At 73.1% G+C, this 17,524-nt stretch carries 11 protein-coding genes; 5 read left to right on the forward strand and 6 right to left on the reverse strand.

The features are described 5' to 3' along the window. Positions 1–88: 88 nt before the first annotated feature. Together ABTZ03_RS09245 and ABTZ03_RS09250 are read right to left on the reverse strand one after the other, a co-directional pair. Positions 89–700, reverse strand: a complete 612-nt coding sequence (locus ABTZ03_RS09245; RefSeq protein WP_350512264.1) for a class I SAM-dependent methyltransferase — start codon at positions 698–700, stop codon at positions 89–91. Positions 701–784: 84 nt separating this feature from the next. After that, positions 785–1,204: a hypothetical protein gene (locus ABTZ03_RS09250; protein ID WP_350512265.1), complete on the reverse strand. Its 420-nt coding sequence runs from the start codon at positions 1,202–1,204 to the stop codon at positions 785–787. A 303-nt stretch (positions 1,205–1,507) separates the two neighbouring features. Here ABTZ03_RS09250 and ABTZ03_RS09255 point away from each other — a divergent pair, with 303 nt between their 5' ends. The 3 genes from ABTZ03_RS09255 to ABTZ03_RS09265 all read left to right on the forward strand — a co-directional run bounded on the left by ABTZ03_RS09255 (position 1,508) and on the right by ABTZ03_RS09265 (position 2,671). Next, on the forward strand, positions 1,508–1,867 hold the full coding sequence (locus tag ABTZ03_RS09255; RefSeq protein ID WP_350512266.1) for a hypothetical protein: 360 nt from the start codon (positions 1,508–1,510) through the stop codon (positions 1,865–1,867). A 129-nt stretch (positions 1,868–1,996) separates the two neighbouring features. Then, the gene (locus ABTZ03_RS09260; RefSeq protein WP_350512267.1) at positions 1,997–2,257 is read left to right on the forward strand and encodes a ribosomal protein L7/L12; all 261 of its coding nucleotides are present in this window, start codon (positions 1,997–1,999) and stop codon (positions 2,255–2,257) included. A gap of 3 nt (positions 2,258–2,260) precedes the next feature. Then, positions 2,261–2,671, forward strand: coding sequence for an NUDIX hydrolase (locus ABTZ03_RS09265; RefSeq protein ID WP_350512268.1), 411 nt, complete (start codon positions 2,261–2,263; stop codon positions 2,669–2,671). A 64-nt stretch (positions 2,672–2,735) separates the two neighbouring features. Here the strand turns inward: ABTZ03_RS09265 and ABTZ03_RS09270 are convergent, their stop codons facing one another. Continuing rightward, a complete protein-coding gene (locus ABTZ03_RS09270; RefSeq protein ID WP_350512269.1) occupies positions 2,736–4,835 on the reverse strand; it encodes an ArnT family glycosyltransferase in 2,100 nt (699 codons plus the stop codon). 667 nt (positions 4,836–5,502) lie between these two features. Between ABTZ03_RS09270 and ABTZ03_RS09275 the strand changes: the two genes are divergently transcribed. Next, a complete protein-coding gene (locus tag ABTZ03_RS09275) occupies positions 5,503–7,284 on the forward strand; it encodes an ABC transporter transmembrane domain-containing protein (RefSeq protein WP_350512270.1) in 1,782 nt (593 codons plus the stop codon). After that, positions 7,281–9,038 (forward strand): ABC transporter ATP-binding protein, encoded by a 1,758-nt coding sequence (locus ABTZ03_RS09280; protein WP_350512271.1) that lies wholly within the window; start codon positions 7,281–7,283, stop codon positions 9,036–9,038. The genes ABTZ03_RS09275 and ABTZ03_RS09280 overlap by 4 nt, the downstream gene beginning before the upstream one ends. A gap of 120 nt (positions 9,039–9,158) precedes the next feature. Here the strand turns inward: ABTZ03_RS09280 and ABTZ03_RS09285 are convergent, their stop codons facing one another. The 3 genes from ABTZ03_RS09285 to ABTZ03_RS09295 form a co-directional block, all read right to left on the reverse strand. After that, a complete protein-coding gene (locus ABTZ03_RS09285; RefSeq protein ID WP_350512272.1) occupies positions 9,159–10,262 on the reverse strand; it encodes a ricin-type beta-trefoil lectin domain protein in 1,104 nt (367 codons plus the stop codon). Between the two features lie 85 nt (positions 10,263–10,347). Then, positions 10,348–16,164, reverse strand: coding sequence for a PA14 domain-containing protein (locus ABTZ03_RS09290; RefSeq protein WP_350512273.1), 5,817 nt, complete (start codon positions 16,162–16,164; stop codon positions 10,348–10,350). A gap of 432 nt (positions 16,165–16,596) precedes the next feature. Continuing rightward, positions 16,597–17,478, reverse strand: coding sequence for a serine hydrolase (locus ABTZ03_RS09295; protein WP_350512467.1), 882 nt, complete (start codon positions 17,476–17,478; stop codon positions 16,597–16,599). Positions 17,479–17,524: the final 46 nt, after the last annotated feature.

Here is a 17,524-nt window from a genome sequence, read left to right on the forward strand (position 1 = left end):
ACGAGGCCGACAGATCCCGTTGAGGACCCGAGGTCAGTCAGGCGGTGGGTCAGACCTGTCCGGGAACCGCTCATGAACATCCTCACTGTCAGGCGGCGATCGGACGCAGCACCGCGTAGTACGCGAACGGCGGACCGTACAGCCGGGCGACCCGCAGCCCGGCTGCCTCCGCCAGGCTGATCAGCGACGACGGCCGGATCTGATGCCGGTCGAAGAACTCGCCGACCACCAGCCGCCCGAACGGCTTCAGCGACCGGCGCAGCTCGGCCAGCGTACGCGCCGGATCCGGGATCTCGCCCAGCGCCGTCACCAGGTAGGCCGCATCGAACGAGCCGTCCGCGAAAGGGAGTTGATGTGCGTCGGCACGGTTCGGCACGATGTTGCCGACGCCCCGCCCCTTGGCCCGGCGGCCCACGTGGTCGAGCATCTCCTGCTGGATGTCCACGATGTCCAGCCGGCCGTTCGGGCCCAACTGCGGTGCGACGTGCAGCGACTGCAGGCCGGTTCCAGGGCCTATCTCCAGGATCCTCTCGCCCTCCCGGGCCTGCAGCACGTGGTCCAGCCGCTTCAGGGTCAGGAACGGCAGCGGCAGGTCGAGCAGCCAGCGCTGGGAGTACGGGTACGGCGCGGAGTCGGTGAACCACCAGGTGGCGACGGCGGCGGCAGCGCCCGCGCCGATCAATGCCCGCGAATTCCTCATAATTCCTCCATGAATATCCGATTCGGCCATCTGAGCAATTTCTGATGGTCAATCAGTTGTGTTGGTGTGCAATCCCTCTTCCGCTCAGCGGCCCGGCCGAGGGAAGGTCCGGGTCGCGAGGACCGCGCAGGCCACCGCCAGCGGCAACTCGGCGAAGACCGCCATCAGCACCGCCGACGTGAGGTCCGAGCCCGGGGCGGCCGTCATGGTGTCGAACCAGGCGTCGGCCAGCAGCACGGCCGAGGTCGCGGCGGAGGTCAGGCAGGCCCGGCAGTCGCCGCGCCTGAGGAGCAGTCCGGTGGAGAACAGGCCGAGCGCCTCGGCGCTGTCCAGACCCGTCCACGTCCAGGCCCAGTGCGAGGCCTGATCGGTGGCCGGCAGCCCGGTGTGCAGGAAGACCAGCCAGGGGATCATCGCCAGCCCGAGCACGGTGAGCACCGTGGCCGCCCGGCGAAGCAGCAGGGGAAACGCCGAAGCGGCCGCGATCATCGGCGGATTCGTCATGCCCTGAACCTAGGAGCGGACCGTGACCCATCGCGTCGGCCGACGGATGTCACCTCTCCCCCAGGCCATCGGCCCGGCGGTGTACCGACGCGTACATCCCCGGGGCGACGCGCGGACCGTAGACGGTGAACAGCACCCGGCAATGCGGGGCGTGTCCGGAAGGCAGCCTCCTTCTTCTTGATTACCGCCACACGATCTTGTCGAGTCCATGTAATTTTTGCTGCCGATGACGCCGAACCTCGGCGGAGGCGGGCTGCACTACGGGTCCCGGCGCCGTCGAGCCTCTATGCCAGGAGGTTGTCCATGAAAAAAATGCTCGCCGCAGTCGCCATGACCGGTGTACTGACTCTGGCCGCGCTGGCCGGCACCGCTACGACCGCCAGCGCGTCCGACAGCTTCCCCGGACCGATCGGCGCGTTCTCCACCAGCACGGACTGCAGCAACTACGTCGCGGCTGCCGGCAAGTGGGGCGCCTGGGACTGTGAGCAGGTCGGCGGCGCCTACCCCGGCTGGTACGCGATCACCGGCCTTTCCAACGGGTACGGCCCGTACACCTCCAGCACGGGCTGTGGCAACTACGTCGCGGCTGCCGGCAGGTTGGGCGTCTGGGACTGTGAGTACGTCGGCGGCGCCTACCCCGGCTGGTACATCTTCATACCGTAATCGTGCGGCGCCACCTGTGGCGTCCCCGAAATCGGTGAGCCCGGACAGCCGGGCACCGGGTGGGTCCGCCGGACGGCGGACCCACCCGGTGCGGAGCTAGGCTCTCAACGGGTCGGCGGATGGAGGGGCATGGACGACGACGGGTATGTCGCACTGGTCTGCGACAGCGTGCAGTACAGCGTCGTGCTGGCCGATCCCGGCGCCCGCACCATGGACGTGCTCAAGGAGATCCGTCGGCTCACCGGGCTCAGTCTGTGGCACGGCAAACTCCTCATCGGGCAGCTTCCCGCGACGATTCTCGAAGACCAACCCGAAGACACGGCTCGGGCAGCTGCCGGCACTCTTCGCGACGCCGGTGCAGTCGCCCAGGCCGTTGAGCAGGACAGCTGAGGGATGCTCCCGGCTTCGGACGGGCCGCCAGGTGTCGCTGCCGCGATCGTGATCCGAGAGGGTCGGGTGCTGATGGTCCGGCGCCGGGTCGGCGAGGGCCGGCTCGTGTGGCAGTTCCCGGCGGGCAAGATCGAGCCCGGCGAATCTCCCGAGGAAGCGGCTGTCCGCGAGACCGCGGAGGAGACGGGGTTGGACGTGGCCGCGATCAAGGTCCTCGGCGAGCGCGTCCACCCGGAGACCGGCCGGTGGATGTCGTACACGGTCTGCGAGATCGTCGGCGGCACCGCTGCCGTCGGTGATCCACGGGAAGTGGACGCACTGGCGTGGGTGGCACTTGCGGAGATCCCCGAGTACGTCCCGTACGGGATCTTCGAGCCGGTGCAGGCCTACCTGGATGTCGCGCTCAGGGACTGAGCGAACAGCTGTGGGCGACCACCGACTGGTGGTCGCCCACAGCGGCAACCGGGCGGGGCGGCGGTCAGGCCGTGTGGGTGCAGTGGTAGAGCTGCCGGCCGGTCGACGGCGGCAGGCCGGGTACGTCGGTGGCGGGGACCGGGGTGCAGGCGGCGCGCACCCAGGAGTGGACCTCGGCGGCACCGGCGGTGCCGGGGGCGCGGTCCGCGTCGAGCAGGACGTAGCGCAACTCGCCCTTGCCGACGAGCTGTTGGACCTCGGGCAGGGTGGGTGAGGGGGCCGAGCCGCTGAAGCCGCCCATCGGGAGCACCTCGTCGCCGGTCGCCAGGATGAACGGTGAGGCGGCGCTCCAGCTGGAGGCGGCGAAGAGGTAGCGGGCGCCGTCCCGGTGGGCCTGGAGGTAGTCGTACAGGGCCCGCGCGGGCGCGGTCAGGTGTTCCGAGGAGGCGCCGAAGCCGCCGCCGAACCCGCCCGTGCCGAACCCGCCGCCGTGCCGGGTGCCCGGCGCGGTCATCGCGGCGGCGGCGCCCGTCGACGACGTGTGCCTCCCGCCCCCGGAGGGGCCGACGGTGCCCATGCCCGAGCCGCCGTACGCCGAGGTCAGCACCGACGACGCCCAGGCGGCCGGCGCGACCAGCATCGCCGCGACCCCGGCCAGCAGCCCGACCGGCGCGAACCCCCGCCCGGTGACGCGCTTGAACGCGACCGCCGCGAGCAGCGCCAGCGCCACCGCGCCCAGGCCGACCACGGTCGGTGCCAGCCACGGCAGGAAGGCCGGGAACTCCCGGGCCAGGTGGGCCGACCAGGCGACCGTCCCGGCGATCGCGACCGGAAGCGCCCACGCCCGGGCGCCACCCTCGCGGAAGCCCCGCCACAGCAGGACCGTGCCCGCCCCGCCCAGGGCCGCGAGCGGAGCGGCGATCACGCCCATGTAGTAGCTGTGGCCGCCGACGCTGCCCGCGCTGAAGACCAGGAAGAACACGCCCAGCCAGGCGCCCCACAGGACGTACCCGGCCCGCAGCACGTCGGTGCGCGGCTCGCGCCGCCGCCAGGCCAGCCCGCAGGCCAGCGCGACGGCGGCGAGCGGGTAGAGCCAGCCGGTCTGCGGGGCGAACTGCGCGCCGAACATCTTCGTCCAGCCCCCGTCCTTCCCACCGCCGCCGCCAGGGCCCTGGGAATCCTGCGCGGCCTGGGCGGGCTCCGTGTTCTGCTGCGCGGACGCACCGCCGACGCCACCGCCGACGCCGCCGCCACCACCGCCCCGGACCGCCTGCACACTGCCCGTCTGCGCCGCGCTCATCCCCAGCGCGGAGAACCGGTTCAGGAAGTTGTAGCCGACCACCATGCTGAACGCCGAGTTGTCCGTCGTGCCGTCCACGTACGGGCGGTCCTGCGCCGGGGTCACCGTGACCGCCAGCATCCACGAGGCCGACACCACCACCGTCACCAGCCCGGCCAGCGCGACGTGCCCGACCCGCCGCCGCAGCCGGGCCGGCGCCGCGAGCAGGTACACCGCCGCGAGCGCGGGCAGCACCGCCCACGCCTCCAGCATCTTGGTCTGGAACGCCAGCCCCACCCACACCCCGGCCAGCAGCAGCGGACGCAGCCGCGCCGTGTGGGCGGCCCGCTGCGCCGCGTCCGCCGCGAGCAGGAGCAGCAGCGTGAAGGCGGCGTCCTCGACCGCGGTGCGGAACAGGCCCGCGGCCACCGGCGTCAGGGTGAGGGCCGCGGCCGCGAGCAGCCCCGCGTCGGCCCCGGCCCACCGCCGCACCACCCGGTACATCACCAGGACGGACAGCACGCCCTCGACCACCTGCGGCAGGGTCAGCGCCCACGGGTGGAAGCCGAAGACGCGCGCCGACAGCGCCTGCGGCCACAGGAATCCGGGCAGCTTGTCCAGCGTGATCGTGCCCGCCGGGTCGAACGACCCGAAGACGAAGGCCTTCCAGCTCTCCGTCATGCTGCGCACGGCGTCGGCGTAGAAGGCGTGGTACTGGCTGTGGTCGATGTTCCACGTGTACAGCACGGCGGCGAGGGTCGCGATCGCGAGCAGCGCGGGCCGTGCGTAGCCCGGCTGTCCGTCGGGTGACGTCCACGGGGCCCGGCGGCGCCGCGGCCGGGTGGACGGGCTCCGCCCGGGCGCGGTGAGGAGATTGATGGCCATGGTGGGCACTCTCGGACGCGTCCATGAGAGACCCGCCGGGAGGCACCCCGGTTTGGCGATGTCTATACCCGGGGCGCACCGGTTCGGCCTACCCCGCCCTCGGCGGAGCGTACGCGGATCGAACAGGTGCGGGCCTCCGGCCGACGACGGCCCGGCAGGGGCCGCGGCAGGGGCCGAGGCAGGACCGACGCAGGGACCGCGGCAGTGCCCTGGGCAAGACCCTGCCGACGATCTGACGGTCCAACAGGGCCGGCTCCGGGCCCGACTCCCCGTCCCGCAACCGGTCCGGCCCGGTGTTGACAAGCCCGCGGGGCTCGAAGAGGATGAGTCCGATCTTGGTGTAGTGCACACGCCACAACCTCGCTCCGCACGACCGGTCGTGCGGAGCGTTCTCGTCTCCGCCGGAGCCGGCCGGCTTTCCGAAGCCGCCCCGGCGCGCAGCGCGTCCGGGTCCGCGTCCGCGTTTGCGTCCGCGTCCGCGTTTGCGTCCGCGTCCCGGACGTCGCGGGCCCTCCGGCCGGGAGTGCTCCCCCGTGGCGCGTCGCCGCCCCGCGGCGGACGGGCACGCGGTGCCCCGCCCGACGGCACGTCCCTGCGGTCCGGGCGCCCGGTCCACGCGGAGCACCGCCGCGTCGGGCCCCAGCACACCTACCCAAGGACAAGCGAGATGACCGACGGACCAGACCTGCCCACGGGTACGCGCCGGATCCCGTACACCGACCCGGGAACGCCCGACCACCGCAGCCCGCTGCGGTTCCTCTGGTGGCTCGTGTCGATGCAGCGCAAACGGGTGCTGCTCGGCGCGACCTGGGGAACCCTGTGGATGTGCGCCCTGATGCTGCCGCCCTACCTGATGTCGCGGACCATCGACGACGGGCTGCGCGGGCGCGACACCGGGTCCCTGGTCGGCTGGGTGGCGGTGGTCCTCGCGGTCGGGGCGGTCATCGCCGTCCTCGGCATCCTGCGGCACCGCACGATGACCTTCATCCGGGTCGACGCCGCCTACCGGACCGTCCAGGTCATCACCCGCCACGTCAACCGGCTGGGCACGACGCTGCCGCGCCAGGTGTCGGCCGGCGAGCTGACCCACCTGCAGGCCGGTGACATCGGCCGGATCGCCCAGACCCTGACCATCACCGGGCCCGGTGTCGGTGCCACCATCGCGTACCTCGCCACGGCCGTCCTGCTGGTGCGGATCTCCGTGCTCCTGGCCGCGGTGATCCTGCTGGGGGTCCCGCTGCTGGCCTTCACCGTCGGCCCGCTGCTGGAGAAGCTGCACGGCGCCGAGGGCCGGTACCGCGAGGAGCAGGGCGCGCTGACCGCCCTCGCCGGCGACATGGTGGCCGGGCTCCCGGTGCTGAACGGCATCGGCGGCAAGCCGATGTTCGCCGCGCGCTACCGGCAGCGCTCCCGGGACCTGGTGCCGCTCGGCTACCGGGTGGCCTCGCTGACCAGCTGGGTGCAGGCGTTGGGCGCCTGCCTGCCCGTCGTCTTCCTCGCCGTGGTGATCTGGCTGAGCGCCCGGATGGCGGCGACCGGCGACATCACGGTCGGCGAACTCGTCGCCGTCTACGGATACGTGGCGGCCCTGCTGGTCCCCGTCACGTTCTTCATCGAGGGCGCCGACGACCTCCCGCGCGGACTCGTCTCCGCCCGCCGGGTCATCGACATCCTGGCGCTGCGGCCCGAGTCGTCCCGCGAGCGCACCCGCACCGAACCGCCCGCCGGAGCGGCGGAACTCCACGACCCGGAGTCGGGCCTGGTGCTGCGGCCCAAGCTGGTCACCGCCCTGGTCTGCGCGCGGCCCGACGAGGCCCGCGCCGTGGTGGACCGGCTGGCCGGCTACACCGACTCCTACGCCACCTGGGGCGGCACGGGCGTGTCCGACTGGGAGCCGACCGCGCTGCGCCGGCACGTCCTGGTCTCCGACAACGAGTCCTACGTGTTCGGCGGCACCCTGGCCTCCGTGGTGGACGTCCGGGGCGGGTGCACGACCGCGCAGATCGAGCGCTCGCTGCACGCCGCGGCGGCCGAGGACATCGTCGACCTGCTGCCCGGCGGCCTGGACGCGCCGCTGGAGGACCGCGGCCGCAACGTCTCCGGCGGGCAGCTCCAGCGGCTGCGGCTGGCCCGGGCCCTGCTCGCCGACCCCGAGGTGCTGCTGCTCGTCGAACCCACCTCGGCCCTCGACGCGCTCACCGAGGCCGCCGTCGCCTCCCGGATCGGCGCGTTCCGCGCCGACCGGACCACCCTGGTGGTCAGCACCTCCCCGCTGGTCCTCGGCCGGGCCGACCAGGTCTGCCACCTCGTGGACGGCAAGGTCCGCGCCGTGGGAACCCACGGCGAACTGCTCGCCGCCGAACCCGCCTACGCGGCCCTGGTCTTCCGCGGTGACGCCGAGACCCGTCCCGACACCACCACGGAGCCCCAGGAAGGACCGGCCCGATGAGCCACGACGACGTCCGCCGACTCCCGATCGCCGACAACGCGACCGTCCGCAGGGCCAGTTGGCGCCTGCTCGCCGACGACGGCCGGGCGATGTTCGGGGTCCTCCTGCTCACCTGCCTCGCCGCACTGGCCGGGGTCGCCGGGCCGTGGCTCCTCGGCCGAATCGTCACCCGGGTCGAGAACGGCGAACTGACGGTCGGTCAGGTCGACGGGCTGGCGGCGACGGTGCTCGGCTTCGCCCTCGCCCAACTGCTGCTGACCCGCTACGCCCGCTACTTCTCGCACCGGTTCGGGGAGCGCGCCCTCGCCCGGCTGCGGGAGGAGGTCGTCGACCGGACGCTTGCACTGCCCGGACGGTACGCGGAGCGGGTGGGCACCGGGGACCTGGTGACCCGGTCCTCCCTCGACGTGGGCACGGTGGCCGCCACCCTGCGCAACGCGGCCCCGGACGTCTTCATCGCCGCTGTCCAAGTGCTGTTCATCTTCGTCGCCGCGTTCCTGCTCGACCCGCTGATCGGGCTGTGCGCCCTGGTCAGCCTGCCGATCGTCTGGGCGGTGAGCCGCTGGTACCTGAGCCGGGCCCGGGAGGCCTACCTCGCCGAGGGCGCCGCCGCCGGCGGGGTCACCGAGGCGCTCAACGCGACCGCCCACGGCGCCCGCACCGTCGAGGCGTTCGGGCTCGGCGCCCACCAGGACCGCGTCGTCGACCGGGCGATCGACTCCGCCTACCGGGCCGGCGTGCGCACCCTGTTCCTGCGCACCGTGCTGTTCCCGGTCACCGAGTTCGCCCACTCGCTGCCCATGGCGCTCATCCTGCTGGTCGGCGGCCTCGGCTACCTCGACGGCGCGGTGGGCCTGGGCACCGTGGTGGCCGGCAGCCTGTACATGTGGCAGCTGGTCGACCCGCTCGACCGCGCCCTCAACTGGGTGGAGCAACTCCAGCGCAGCGGGGCCTCGTTCGCCCGGATCAAGGGCGTCGGCCTGGTCTCCGAGGAACCGCCGGTGCTCGACCGCCGGCCGTCCGACGACCGGATCGAGGTCGGCGGCGTCCGGTACGCCTATCCGGGCTCGCACGACGTGCTCAAGGACATCGACCTGGTCGTCCGGCCGGGCGAACGGCTGGCGATCGTCGGCCCGTCCGGCGCCGGGAAGTCCACCCTCGGCAAGCTGCTGGCCGGCGTCGACGCGCCGGACGCGGGATTCATCCGGGTCGGCGGCGTGCCGGTCGCCGACCTGGCGGCATCGGGCGACCTGCGCGACCGGATCGTCCTCATCACCCAGCAGCACCACGTGTTCGTGGGCACCCTGCGGGACAACCTGACCATGGCCGCCCCGGCGGCCGGCGACGACGAGGTCCTCGCCGCCCTCGCCCTGGTCGAGGCCGACTGGGCGCTCGACCTCCCGGACCGGCTGGACGCCGCCCTCGGCGCCGGCGGCGTCGAACTCGACGCCGCCCAGGCCCAGCAACTCACCCTCGCCCGGGTCCACCTGGCCAACCCCCACACGCTGATCCTCGACGAGGCGACCTCCCTGCTGGACCCGACCACGGCGCGGCAGGCCGAACGGGCCATGGCCGCGGTGCGCTCGGACCGGACGGTCGTCTCCATCGCCCACCGGCTGCAGACCGCCCACGACGCGGACCGCGTCGCCGTCATGGAGTCGGGCCGCATCGTCGAACTGGGCACCCACGACGAACTGGTGGCCGCCGGAGGCTCGTACGCGGCGCTGTGGGAGTCGTGGAACGGGGAGGGCTGACATCCCCCGCCCGCGCGGCCGAAGGCCTGGCCGGGTCCGTCCCGTGATCACCATCACGCCGGAGGACCGGCCGAGTTGACGGCCGGTCCTCCGGAGCTCGCGCGTACGGGGTCGATACCTCTACGTTCCGGCGCAGTTGGTGAACGTGGGCCTGGTCCGCGCGCTGTAGATGCTGGCGCCGCCGTTGGTGTCGTACTTGAGCGGCACGGTGATGGTGTCGTCGGCGGTCCACGGGAAGCCCTGGGCGTCGAACGTGAAGGTGCCGGTGGCCTTGGTGGCCAGCTCGGACAACGTGACCCAGCCGTACTGGCGCGGGGGCACGCTCACCGTCAGCTTGCTGCCCAGCTCCTGCTTGAGGTCCACCGTGGTCGCGCCGTTGATCTCACCGGTGATCTCCGCCTCGACCTTGGCGACACCGAAGTCGCCGGTGAGCTTCAGGCTCCCGCCCAGCTTGAAGCCGATGGTGTTGCTCCACCCCGTGGTGGTGCTCAACGAGAACTCCCACGGGATCGTGGTCGAGGTGTCGTTGAACCAGATCGGGGAGACGCACGCCTCCGGCAGCGTGAACGGCGGAGTCTGGCTGGTCGTGGACCAGGCGCAGGTCGCCGTGTCCTTGTTGCACCGGGCGGCCGCGTAGTCCACGGCGACGTTCCACGCCGTCTGGTAGACCTCGGCGGGCAGCGTCCACTGCTGGTACGGCGTGTTGTCGCAGCGGTAGGTGTAGGCCCAGTTGTCGGTGCCGGGCGGTATCTGGACGGTCAGGCAGGTGTTGTCGCCGACCTGGCGGAGCCTGAACGCCTTCTGGGCCGAGCCGGCGACCGGCTGGAAGTACCACTGCTCGGACGCCCGCCCGTCACAGGGCTGCTGCCGCAGCTGGTAGCGGGCGGTGGTCAGGTCCATGCACTTGCCGGTGGTGTTGTTGACGATGGCGAACCCCGAGCCGAAGCTCATGCCCGTGTTGATCCGCCACGTCGTGGCGGAGCCCGGCGCCGGGCTGACGGAGATGGCCGCGTTGTCGTCGTAACTGCCGTCCAGGACGTCCAGTTGCTTGCCGTTGCTGACGTTGGTGAACGACAGCTGGACCAGTGCCGTCAGGTTCGTCTCCGCCGGGGGCGCGGCGGTGGCCGGGGCGGCGCCGACCCCCAGGGCCGCGCCCAGCAGCGCGGCGACGACGGTCGCCACCCGCCACAACGATCTTCTCTTCCCGGCTCCGGTGCTGGTCATGCGGGTGGTCCCTTCCTGATGGGTGTTCCGGTCTCACGACGGGCGGCCGAGGGTTCGGGCGGCCGAGGGTTCGGACGGCGTTCCGCTACCTCCTGAACCTCCTCATCGCCATCCCCAGTCGGAGGGCTGCCGCGCCGCCGACGATCGCCGCGTTGACGCCGCTCGAATCGACGTCCGGGTGGACGACGGTCTTGAACGCCTCCACCTGTGCCTCGGCCTGGTCCCTGCTGGACTTGGACCCCACGTCGTGCTCCGCCACGGTGTCGACCGCCTTGCGTTCCCCCATGCCGTTGATCCGGCAGGCCACGCACTCCGTGAAGGGGCTGGGGCCGTGTATGGGGCAGGCGACGTTGTGGACGAGCAGGAAGTGGGCGCCGACCCGGACGTGGTAGGTGTGGACGCGGCTGACGCTGAGGTTGTAGACGGTCTGGTCGGCGACCTCGCCGCGGTCGTGGACCGTGGTGACCGGTACGGCCTCGGCGCGCGACGGGTCACGGACGAGGTCGCCGGCCCTGAGGCTCCCGGCCTCCACCCAGCCACGGCCCTGGACCCAGAAGGGGTGGCCGGCGGTGGCGGTGATCGTCGCCCGTTCCGGGCCTCCGACCGCGATGTCGACCAGATGCTTGACGCCGTGGCCGACGATGACTCCCGCGACGGGCTCGCCGGCGGTGGTGTCGGTGGCCGGGTCGGTGGCCGCGACCTCGTCGCCCTCGTGGACCTCGCTGATCGGTTTCGTGCTGCCGTCGGCCATCTCCACCAGGGTGTCCGGGGAGAACGAGTTGCACTTCTCGACGGCCTCGGCGGCCCTGCCCAGCGTCGAGGCCTCCTTGGCGGCGTTCTTGGCCACGGTGGTGGCGAGTTTGCCGCCGGGGATCATGCCGAGCGCGTCCATGGCCGCGGCGGCCTTGTTGCCCTGGGCGAGTTGGCCGGCCGCGGCCAGCCCGGAGGACACCGTCCCGATCGGGCCGGGTACGAAGGCCACCACCTCGGCCGCGGTGGTCGCCACGTGGACCACCGACTTCCAGGAGAACGTCCCGGCCAGGTCCAGTCCGTTGACCGGGTCGGCGTTGACGTAGTCGTAGTCGTTGGCCGATCCGCCCGCCACCGGGTCCGTCTGCAGGAACCGGCCCAGCACCGGCAGGTAGACGCGGGCGCCCATCTCGACGGCCTGTTGGCCGGCCAGGTGCTCCACCGGCCGCTCGTGCTGGCCCAGCCACCCGAAGTCCATGCCGCCGGCCGCGGTGGCCGGGATCGGGACGTCGGTGAACGCGCCGGTCGCGGGATCGATGTTCTGCCCGAACGGGTCGTACAGGTGCAGGGCGCCGGTGCGGGCGGCGGTGCCGTCGGCGGTGAACAGCACGTCGCCGTGGAGGTCGGGGTAGGACCAGTTGGTGGTGGCGGCCCTGTCGTAGTTCTTGGTCAGCAGCACCCCGCCGGGCAGCGCCACGATCCGCTGCAGCAGGCCGCCGTGCTCGTCCAGGACCAGGTCGGCGTCGTCGTGCTTGGAGGTGTAGGAGTAGCGGGTGGTCCCGTTCTTCGACGGGTCGGCGGATCCGGTGACGGTTCGACCGGTCAACCGGTCGGCCGGGTCCCGGGTGTAGGCGATGGTGGTGCCGCTCGCGGTGGTGGTGGAGACGTGGCGTTTGGTGGAGTCGTAGCCCAGGGTGTCGTCGCCGACCTTCACGGCGTCACCGCGGGCGTCGTAGCCGAACGCCAGCGCGAGGCCGCCGTTGGTCGCGGTGAGCCGGTCGGCGCCGTCGTAGCAGTAGGTGGTGGTGACCGCGGCGGCGCCGTCGCGGCTGTCGGTGGACGCGGTGCGGTTGGTGTCGAGTCCGGTGCTGCCGGCCGGCCCGCAGCCGCCGGCCGGGTCGAAGCGGTAGGTGAGTTGGTGGTGCGGGACGGTCGCGGCGACGAGCCGGCCCACCGGGTCGTAGGTGTAGGAGTAGCTCGCGGTGGTCCTGCCGTTCTCGGTCACCGCGTCGTCGGTGATGCGGTTGTCCCGGGAGCGGGTGACGGTGTCGACCACGGTGGACGCCACGGTCTTCCACGCCAGCGCCGTGGGCTTGCCGGAGTCGTTGCGGGTCAACGAGTCGAGGCGGGAGCCGTTGCCGTAGGCGACGGAGGCCAGTTCGGCCGCGGTGGTGTAGGCGGGGGTGGCGACGACGGCGCCGTCGACCTTGACCTGGGTCAGCTGGTTGGCGTCGTTCCAGGCGTAGGACACGGTGCTGGTCACGCCGTTGACCGTGGTGGTGTCGGTGGTCAGCCGGCCGACCTGGTCGTAGGTGGAACGCGACGTCACGCCGTTGGCGTCGGTGTAGCCCACCTCCTGGCCGAGCAGGTCGATCACGGTGGTGACCGACCCGTTGGCGTCGGTGGCCTTCGAGGTGAGCGGGTCACCGCCGACCGCGTAGTCGTAGCCGACCGTGCGCGCCGGCTTGTCCCCGAAGGCCGGGAAGACCTTCTTGGTCACCTGTCCGCGGGCGTCGTAGGCGGTACAGCTCCACGGTTCGTCGTTGACGCGCTGGGCGACCGGTCGGCCGGCCTCGTCGTAGACCGTCTCGCTGGTGAGCGCCGGTCCGCTGCCCGGTTTGGCTCCGGTGGCCGTCCTGGTCATGCCGGCCTGGTCGGCGGCCGGGGCGTTCGGGTCGCACGGGTTGGCGCGGGTCTCGGCGTCGCCGTAGTAGGTGACGCTGTCGCGCCGGCCGGGGTCGGTGATGTCGCCGGCCGGCCGCGCCCCCGCCAGCTTGCGCAGGTATCCGGTGCCCGGCCGTTCGTAGCTGGAGCGGGCGGTGAGGTTGAGCCCGCCGGGGTCAGCCGTGGTGGACACGGTGAGCCCGTACACCGGGTCGATCCCCGCCGCCGGGTCCGAGTAGCTGCTCGCACCATGCTTGGACGGCGCCCGTTCCGTGCCGCCGCCGGAGGTGTCGTCGGTGGTGGTGCCCGTCGCCCAGCCGTAGCGGGGCGCGAGGTTGGCCCCGGGCACCGGGGCCGGGCCGCCGGTGCCGCTGCCGGTGCCGGTGCCGGTACCCGGCGGGGTCCAGGTGAAGGCCAACGCACCGGTCGTGCCGGAGCGGTTGTAGTAGTCGACGCGGACCCGGTGCCAGCTGCCGGCCGTGGCGTTGGTGTACCTGCCGGTGACGGCGGTGGCGGGTTTGTCGCCCCAGCTGTCGACGGTCAGCACGTCGTCGACCCAGAGGCGGACGCCGTCGACGGCGGTGAACCCGAGGCCGTAGTCACCGACGGCCGGGAACTGGACCTCGCCGGTGAACCGGCCCGACCAGCCACCGGTGTTCGCCACCGGCGGGCTCGTTCCCCACGACCGCGACAGCGCCCCGTCGGCGGCGCCGACCCCGGTGGCGAACACCGCCGGGACGCCCGCGAGTTCCGGGTTGTCGTAGTAGGCGGCCGACAGCCCGGTCAGGCCCTCGTCGTAGCTGGTGCGGGTGTGCGGCATCGTCGCCGCGCAGGCGGCCGTCGGGGTCTGGCCGGTGAAGCAGGACGCCGGTGCGGGACCGTACTTGTCGACCGGGCGGTCGGCGTGGTCGTAGACCGTGGTGGAGCGTCGGCCGGCGCTGTCGACGGCTGCGGTGGCCTGGTCCTTGGTGTTCCACTCCGCGGCGATGCTCGCCCCGGTGAAGTCGGTGGTGACCAGGGTGCGGCCGGCGTCGTCGTAGGTGACGGTGCGGGAGCGGGTGGAGTCGTACACCCCGGCCAGGGCCACGGTGGCCTGTTTGCGCTCCAGGTAGTACTGGTAGAAGTGCTCGGCCCGCAGCGCGCTCGTGCGGCCGTCCGGGGCCGGTGCCAGCACCTGCACGGCGCGCAGGGCGGGCGGTTCCTGGGGTTGTTCGGTCACCGAGTCGTAGCCGATCACCGTGCAGGCGGCGGCGATGTCACCGGTGTTGGTGCACCCGTTCTCCGTGGACGGGGCCTGGCGGGCCACCCAGTCGTAGGCGAGGCTGCCGCGGAGGGTGGCCAGCGGCCCGATGCTGTCCAGGGCCTTCTGCTTCTCCTCCTCGTTGTCCCCCGCCTGGTCGTAGCGCTGCCTGGCCGAGGCCCGGCCGACGTAGTCGAAGTCCTGCATGACCGCGCCGGGGTTCTCGATCCGGGCCAGGGTGCCCAGTTGGTACCAGAGCCGGGTCTCGCTGCCGTCCCAGTAGCGGATCCGGCAGAGCATCTGCGGCGGGGCCGGGTCGGAGCCCGGCGGACGGGACACCCCGCCGTAACAGCCGTCGCTGCCGTCGGTGTTGTAGAACAGCCGGTGCGAGCGGCCGGAGACCGGGTCCTTGATCTCCGTCAGCCGCGGCGGCGTCCCGCTGTAGACGTACTGCAGGGCGGCCGGCTTCTTGCCGTCCAGGACGGACTCCACCGCCGCCAGCGTGCCGTCGGGGTTGAACAGCGACACGGTGTCGCCCTCGGTGAGGGTGATCCGGCCGGAGGTGTCGAAGGCGAGCACCCCGTCCTCGCCCACCGGCGGCGTGTAGCCGCCGGTGGAGGCCTTGGCCCAGGTGTGCTTGGCACCGGATCCGTCGGTGAGCACCACCGAGCCGTCCAGCATCTCGGCCCGGCTGTAGCCGCTGGACTGCGCCGACAGCGTCCAACCCGCCGGCAGGGCCTGCGAGTCCGCGGACATCAGCCATTCCGTCGGCACGATCCTCGGGTCCAGGTTGTGGCTGCGCTGGCCGTCGGCGCCGATGCTGCTCTTGGCCCACAGCACCATGCGCGGGCGCTGGTCGGAGTGGTGGTACAGCTCGACGCGGATCGGCATCAGCTGCCCGGCCTTCAGCGCGACCTCCTGGGCGCGGTGCGGGCCGGGCAGCAGGAAGTCGTCGCCGGGCTCGGCGGGGCCGGGGTTGTCGTAGACCAGGGTGTCGCCCAGCCAGATCCGGGCGCCGTCGGTGTGCGCGCCGGCGAACCGGAAGTCCCCGGTGACCGGGGCCTTGAACTGGCCCTCCCAGCGCACCACGAACCAGTTCTTGTCCAGGGCGGGCGGCATCGGGTTGTCACGCCACGGCAGGTTGTCCGGGTTGCCGGTGAACGGGATGCCCCAGTCCAGGTTGACCTGGGACTCGCCGCGCACCATCACCGGGGTCGCATCCGGGGTGCCGGCGTGCCGGGAGTCGTTGAAGTAGGAGGCGCGGACGCCGTGCGGGGCGCCCTCCCGGGAGTTGTAGGCGAGGTTCACCCCCGCCGGTCCGCCGACGGTCTGGAACGCCGGCCCGGGGGCCTCGACGTGCGCGTTGCCGTTGAACAGGTTGACCGTCACCGGGCCCAGGTGGTCGGTCGGGGCGGGCCCCGGGTCGCCGACCCGCTGGTTGACGGTGAAGTGCCCGACCCACTGCGGCGGCGTCGCGGCCGGGTCGCCGGACATCGCGGTGGCCGCCGTCCAGGTGTACCGGCCGCCGTCGTGCAGCACGTGCTTGGGGACGGTCCACTGCGGCTGGTCGAGGCACCCGGAGTCCACCACGCTGCCCGAACGGCCGTCGAACCCGGTGGAGATCTTGAAGCAGTACAGGACGCCGTCACCGGCCGCGGCCACCTGCAGCGCCGGCGTCTCCGTCCCCACCACGGCACCGTCGACCGGGGAGACCAGGGCGGTCTGCGGCGCCGCCGGGGCCGCGGCGCGCGCGGCGGCGTTCGCGGATCCGTGCGCGCCGGGCCGGGGCTGCCCGTCGGCCGCCAGCGGCGCGAAGTCGGCCTTCGGCTGCGGAAGTTCGGCCTGCGGCGGCGGCTCGGCCACGGACCGGACCGACGACACCGACGGGACCGACGGGGCTGACGGGACCGACAGGATCGGCAGGTCCCGCGGCACCGTCCGGGCCGCCGTGGCCGCGGCCGCCTGTTCCGGGGGCAGGCCCGCCGCCTGGACCAGCGAGGCCAACAGCACCGTCGCCACCGCGAACACGACCCACCGCCACCACGCACGCGCGCTCGACCGCGCTCCCGACCGCGCTCCCCCGACACCTCTGGCCAAGGCCCCTCCAACGCCGTCGACGTCCACCGCACCCGCGACATGGCAGGGCGCGGTTCCGCCGTCTCCCCGTCCCGGCCGAAAGGCCCGGGCGACGACCGAATCGTCCACGACCGGTGGGCCCCGGGGAACAGGTGCCGTACGGCTTGGCCGGAATCACCGACCCGCCCGGGCCGCCCGCCGGGCCGCCCGCCGCGCGGTCCGGCCGTCACCGCCACCTCGTTCTGTCAGGGGCATGTCGACAAGCGGATTCCCGGACACCTCCGGGCGGAGCCGCCGAACCGTCCGGCGCCCGCGCCGGAAATGGCCGGAACCGTACGGCCGGGATCGCGGCCGACGGCACGGCGCCGGGCCCGGCAGCCGCGATCAGCCCGTCGCACCCGTCGCACCCGTCCCGCCCGTCGCCGCCCGGGCCCGGAGGGCGTCGACGGCGAGGCGGCCGGCGGTGCCGATGGCGGCGTCGGCGGCGGGCAGGGTGATGGTGGTGGCGGCGGCACGGGTGAAGACGGCCAGGGCGTAGCGGCCGCCGTCGGGGTACTCGACGACGCCGACCTCGTGCCGCAGCGTGGGCAGGGTGCCGGTCTTGCCGTGGACGCGGACGTCGTCGAAGGGGAAGCCGGAGGCCAGCCGGTGCGGCCAGACCTGGAGGCCGAGCAGGCGGCGCAGCGCGGCGCCGTACTCGCCGGGGCAGGCGTCGCCGTGCCAGAGGGCGGCCAGCAGGGTGGTCATGTCGCGGGGGGTGCTGTGGTTGGTGAAGGCGGGGTCCAGGACCCGGAGCCGGGCGACGACGGCGGGGTCGACCGGGGAGTCCGGGCCGGTGTCCTCGGCGAGGGCGGCGATGAGGTCGCGGAGCGTGTGGACGGCGACGGTGCGGCTCAGGCCGAGGTCGGCCATGGTGCGGTTGACGGTGTCGAGGCCGAGCTCGTCCCACAGGACGTCGGCGGCGGTGTTGTCGCTGACGGCCGCGGTGAGGTAGGCGAGGTCGCGCAGGGAGAGCCGGGCGGCGTCGAGCATGGCGGCCAGGCCGGCCCCGCCGGGGGTGCGGCCGGCGGCGGGGACGTCGACCTGCCGGGTCAGGTCGATCCGTCCGGCGGCGGCCTCCCGGAACAGCGTCACCAGCAGGCAGAGCTTGTGGACGCTGGCGGTGCTGACGGCGGTGTCGGCGTCGAGGCCGAGCTCGGCGCCGGAGTCCAGGTCCCGCGCGTGCAGCCGTCCGGTGACGCCCGCGTCGGCGAAGGCGGCGGCGATCCGGGTGCGCGCGGCGCGGTCGGGCGCGGGTCGGCGGGGAGCGGGC

This window comes from Kitasatospora sp. NPDC096077 (assembly GCF_040303245.1).
In the GTDB taxonomy this organism is placed as follows: domain Bacteria; phylum Actinomycetota; class Actinomycetes; order Streptomycetales; family Streptomycetaceae; genus Kitasatospora.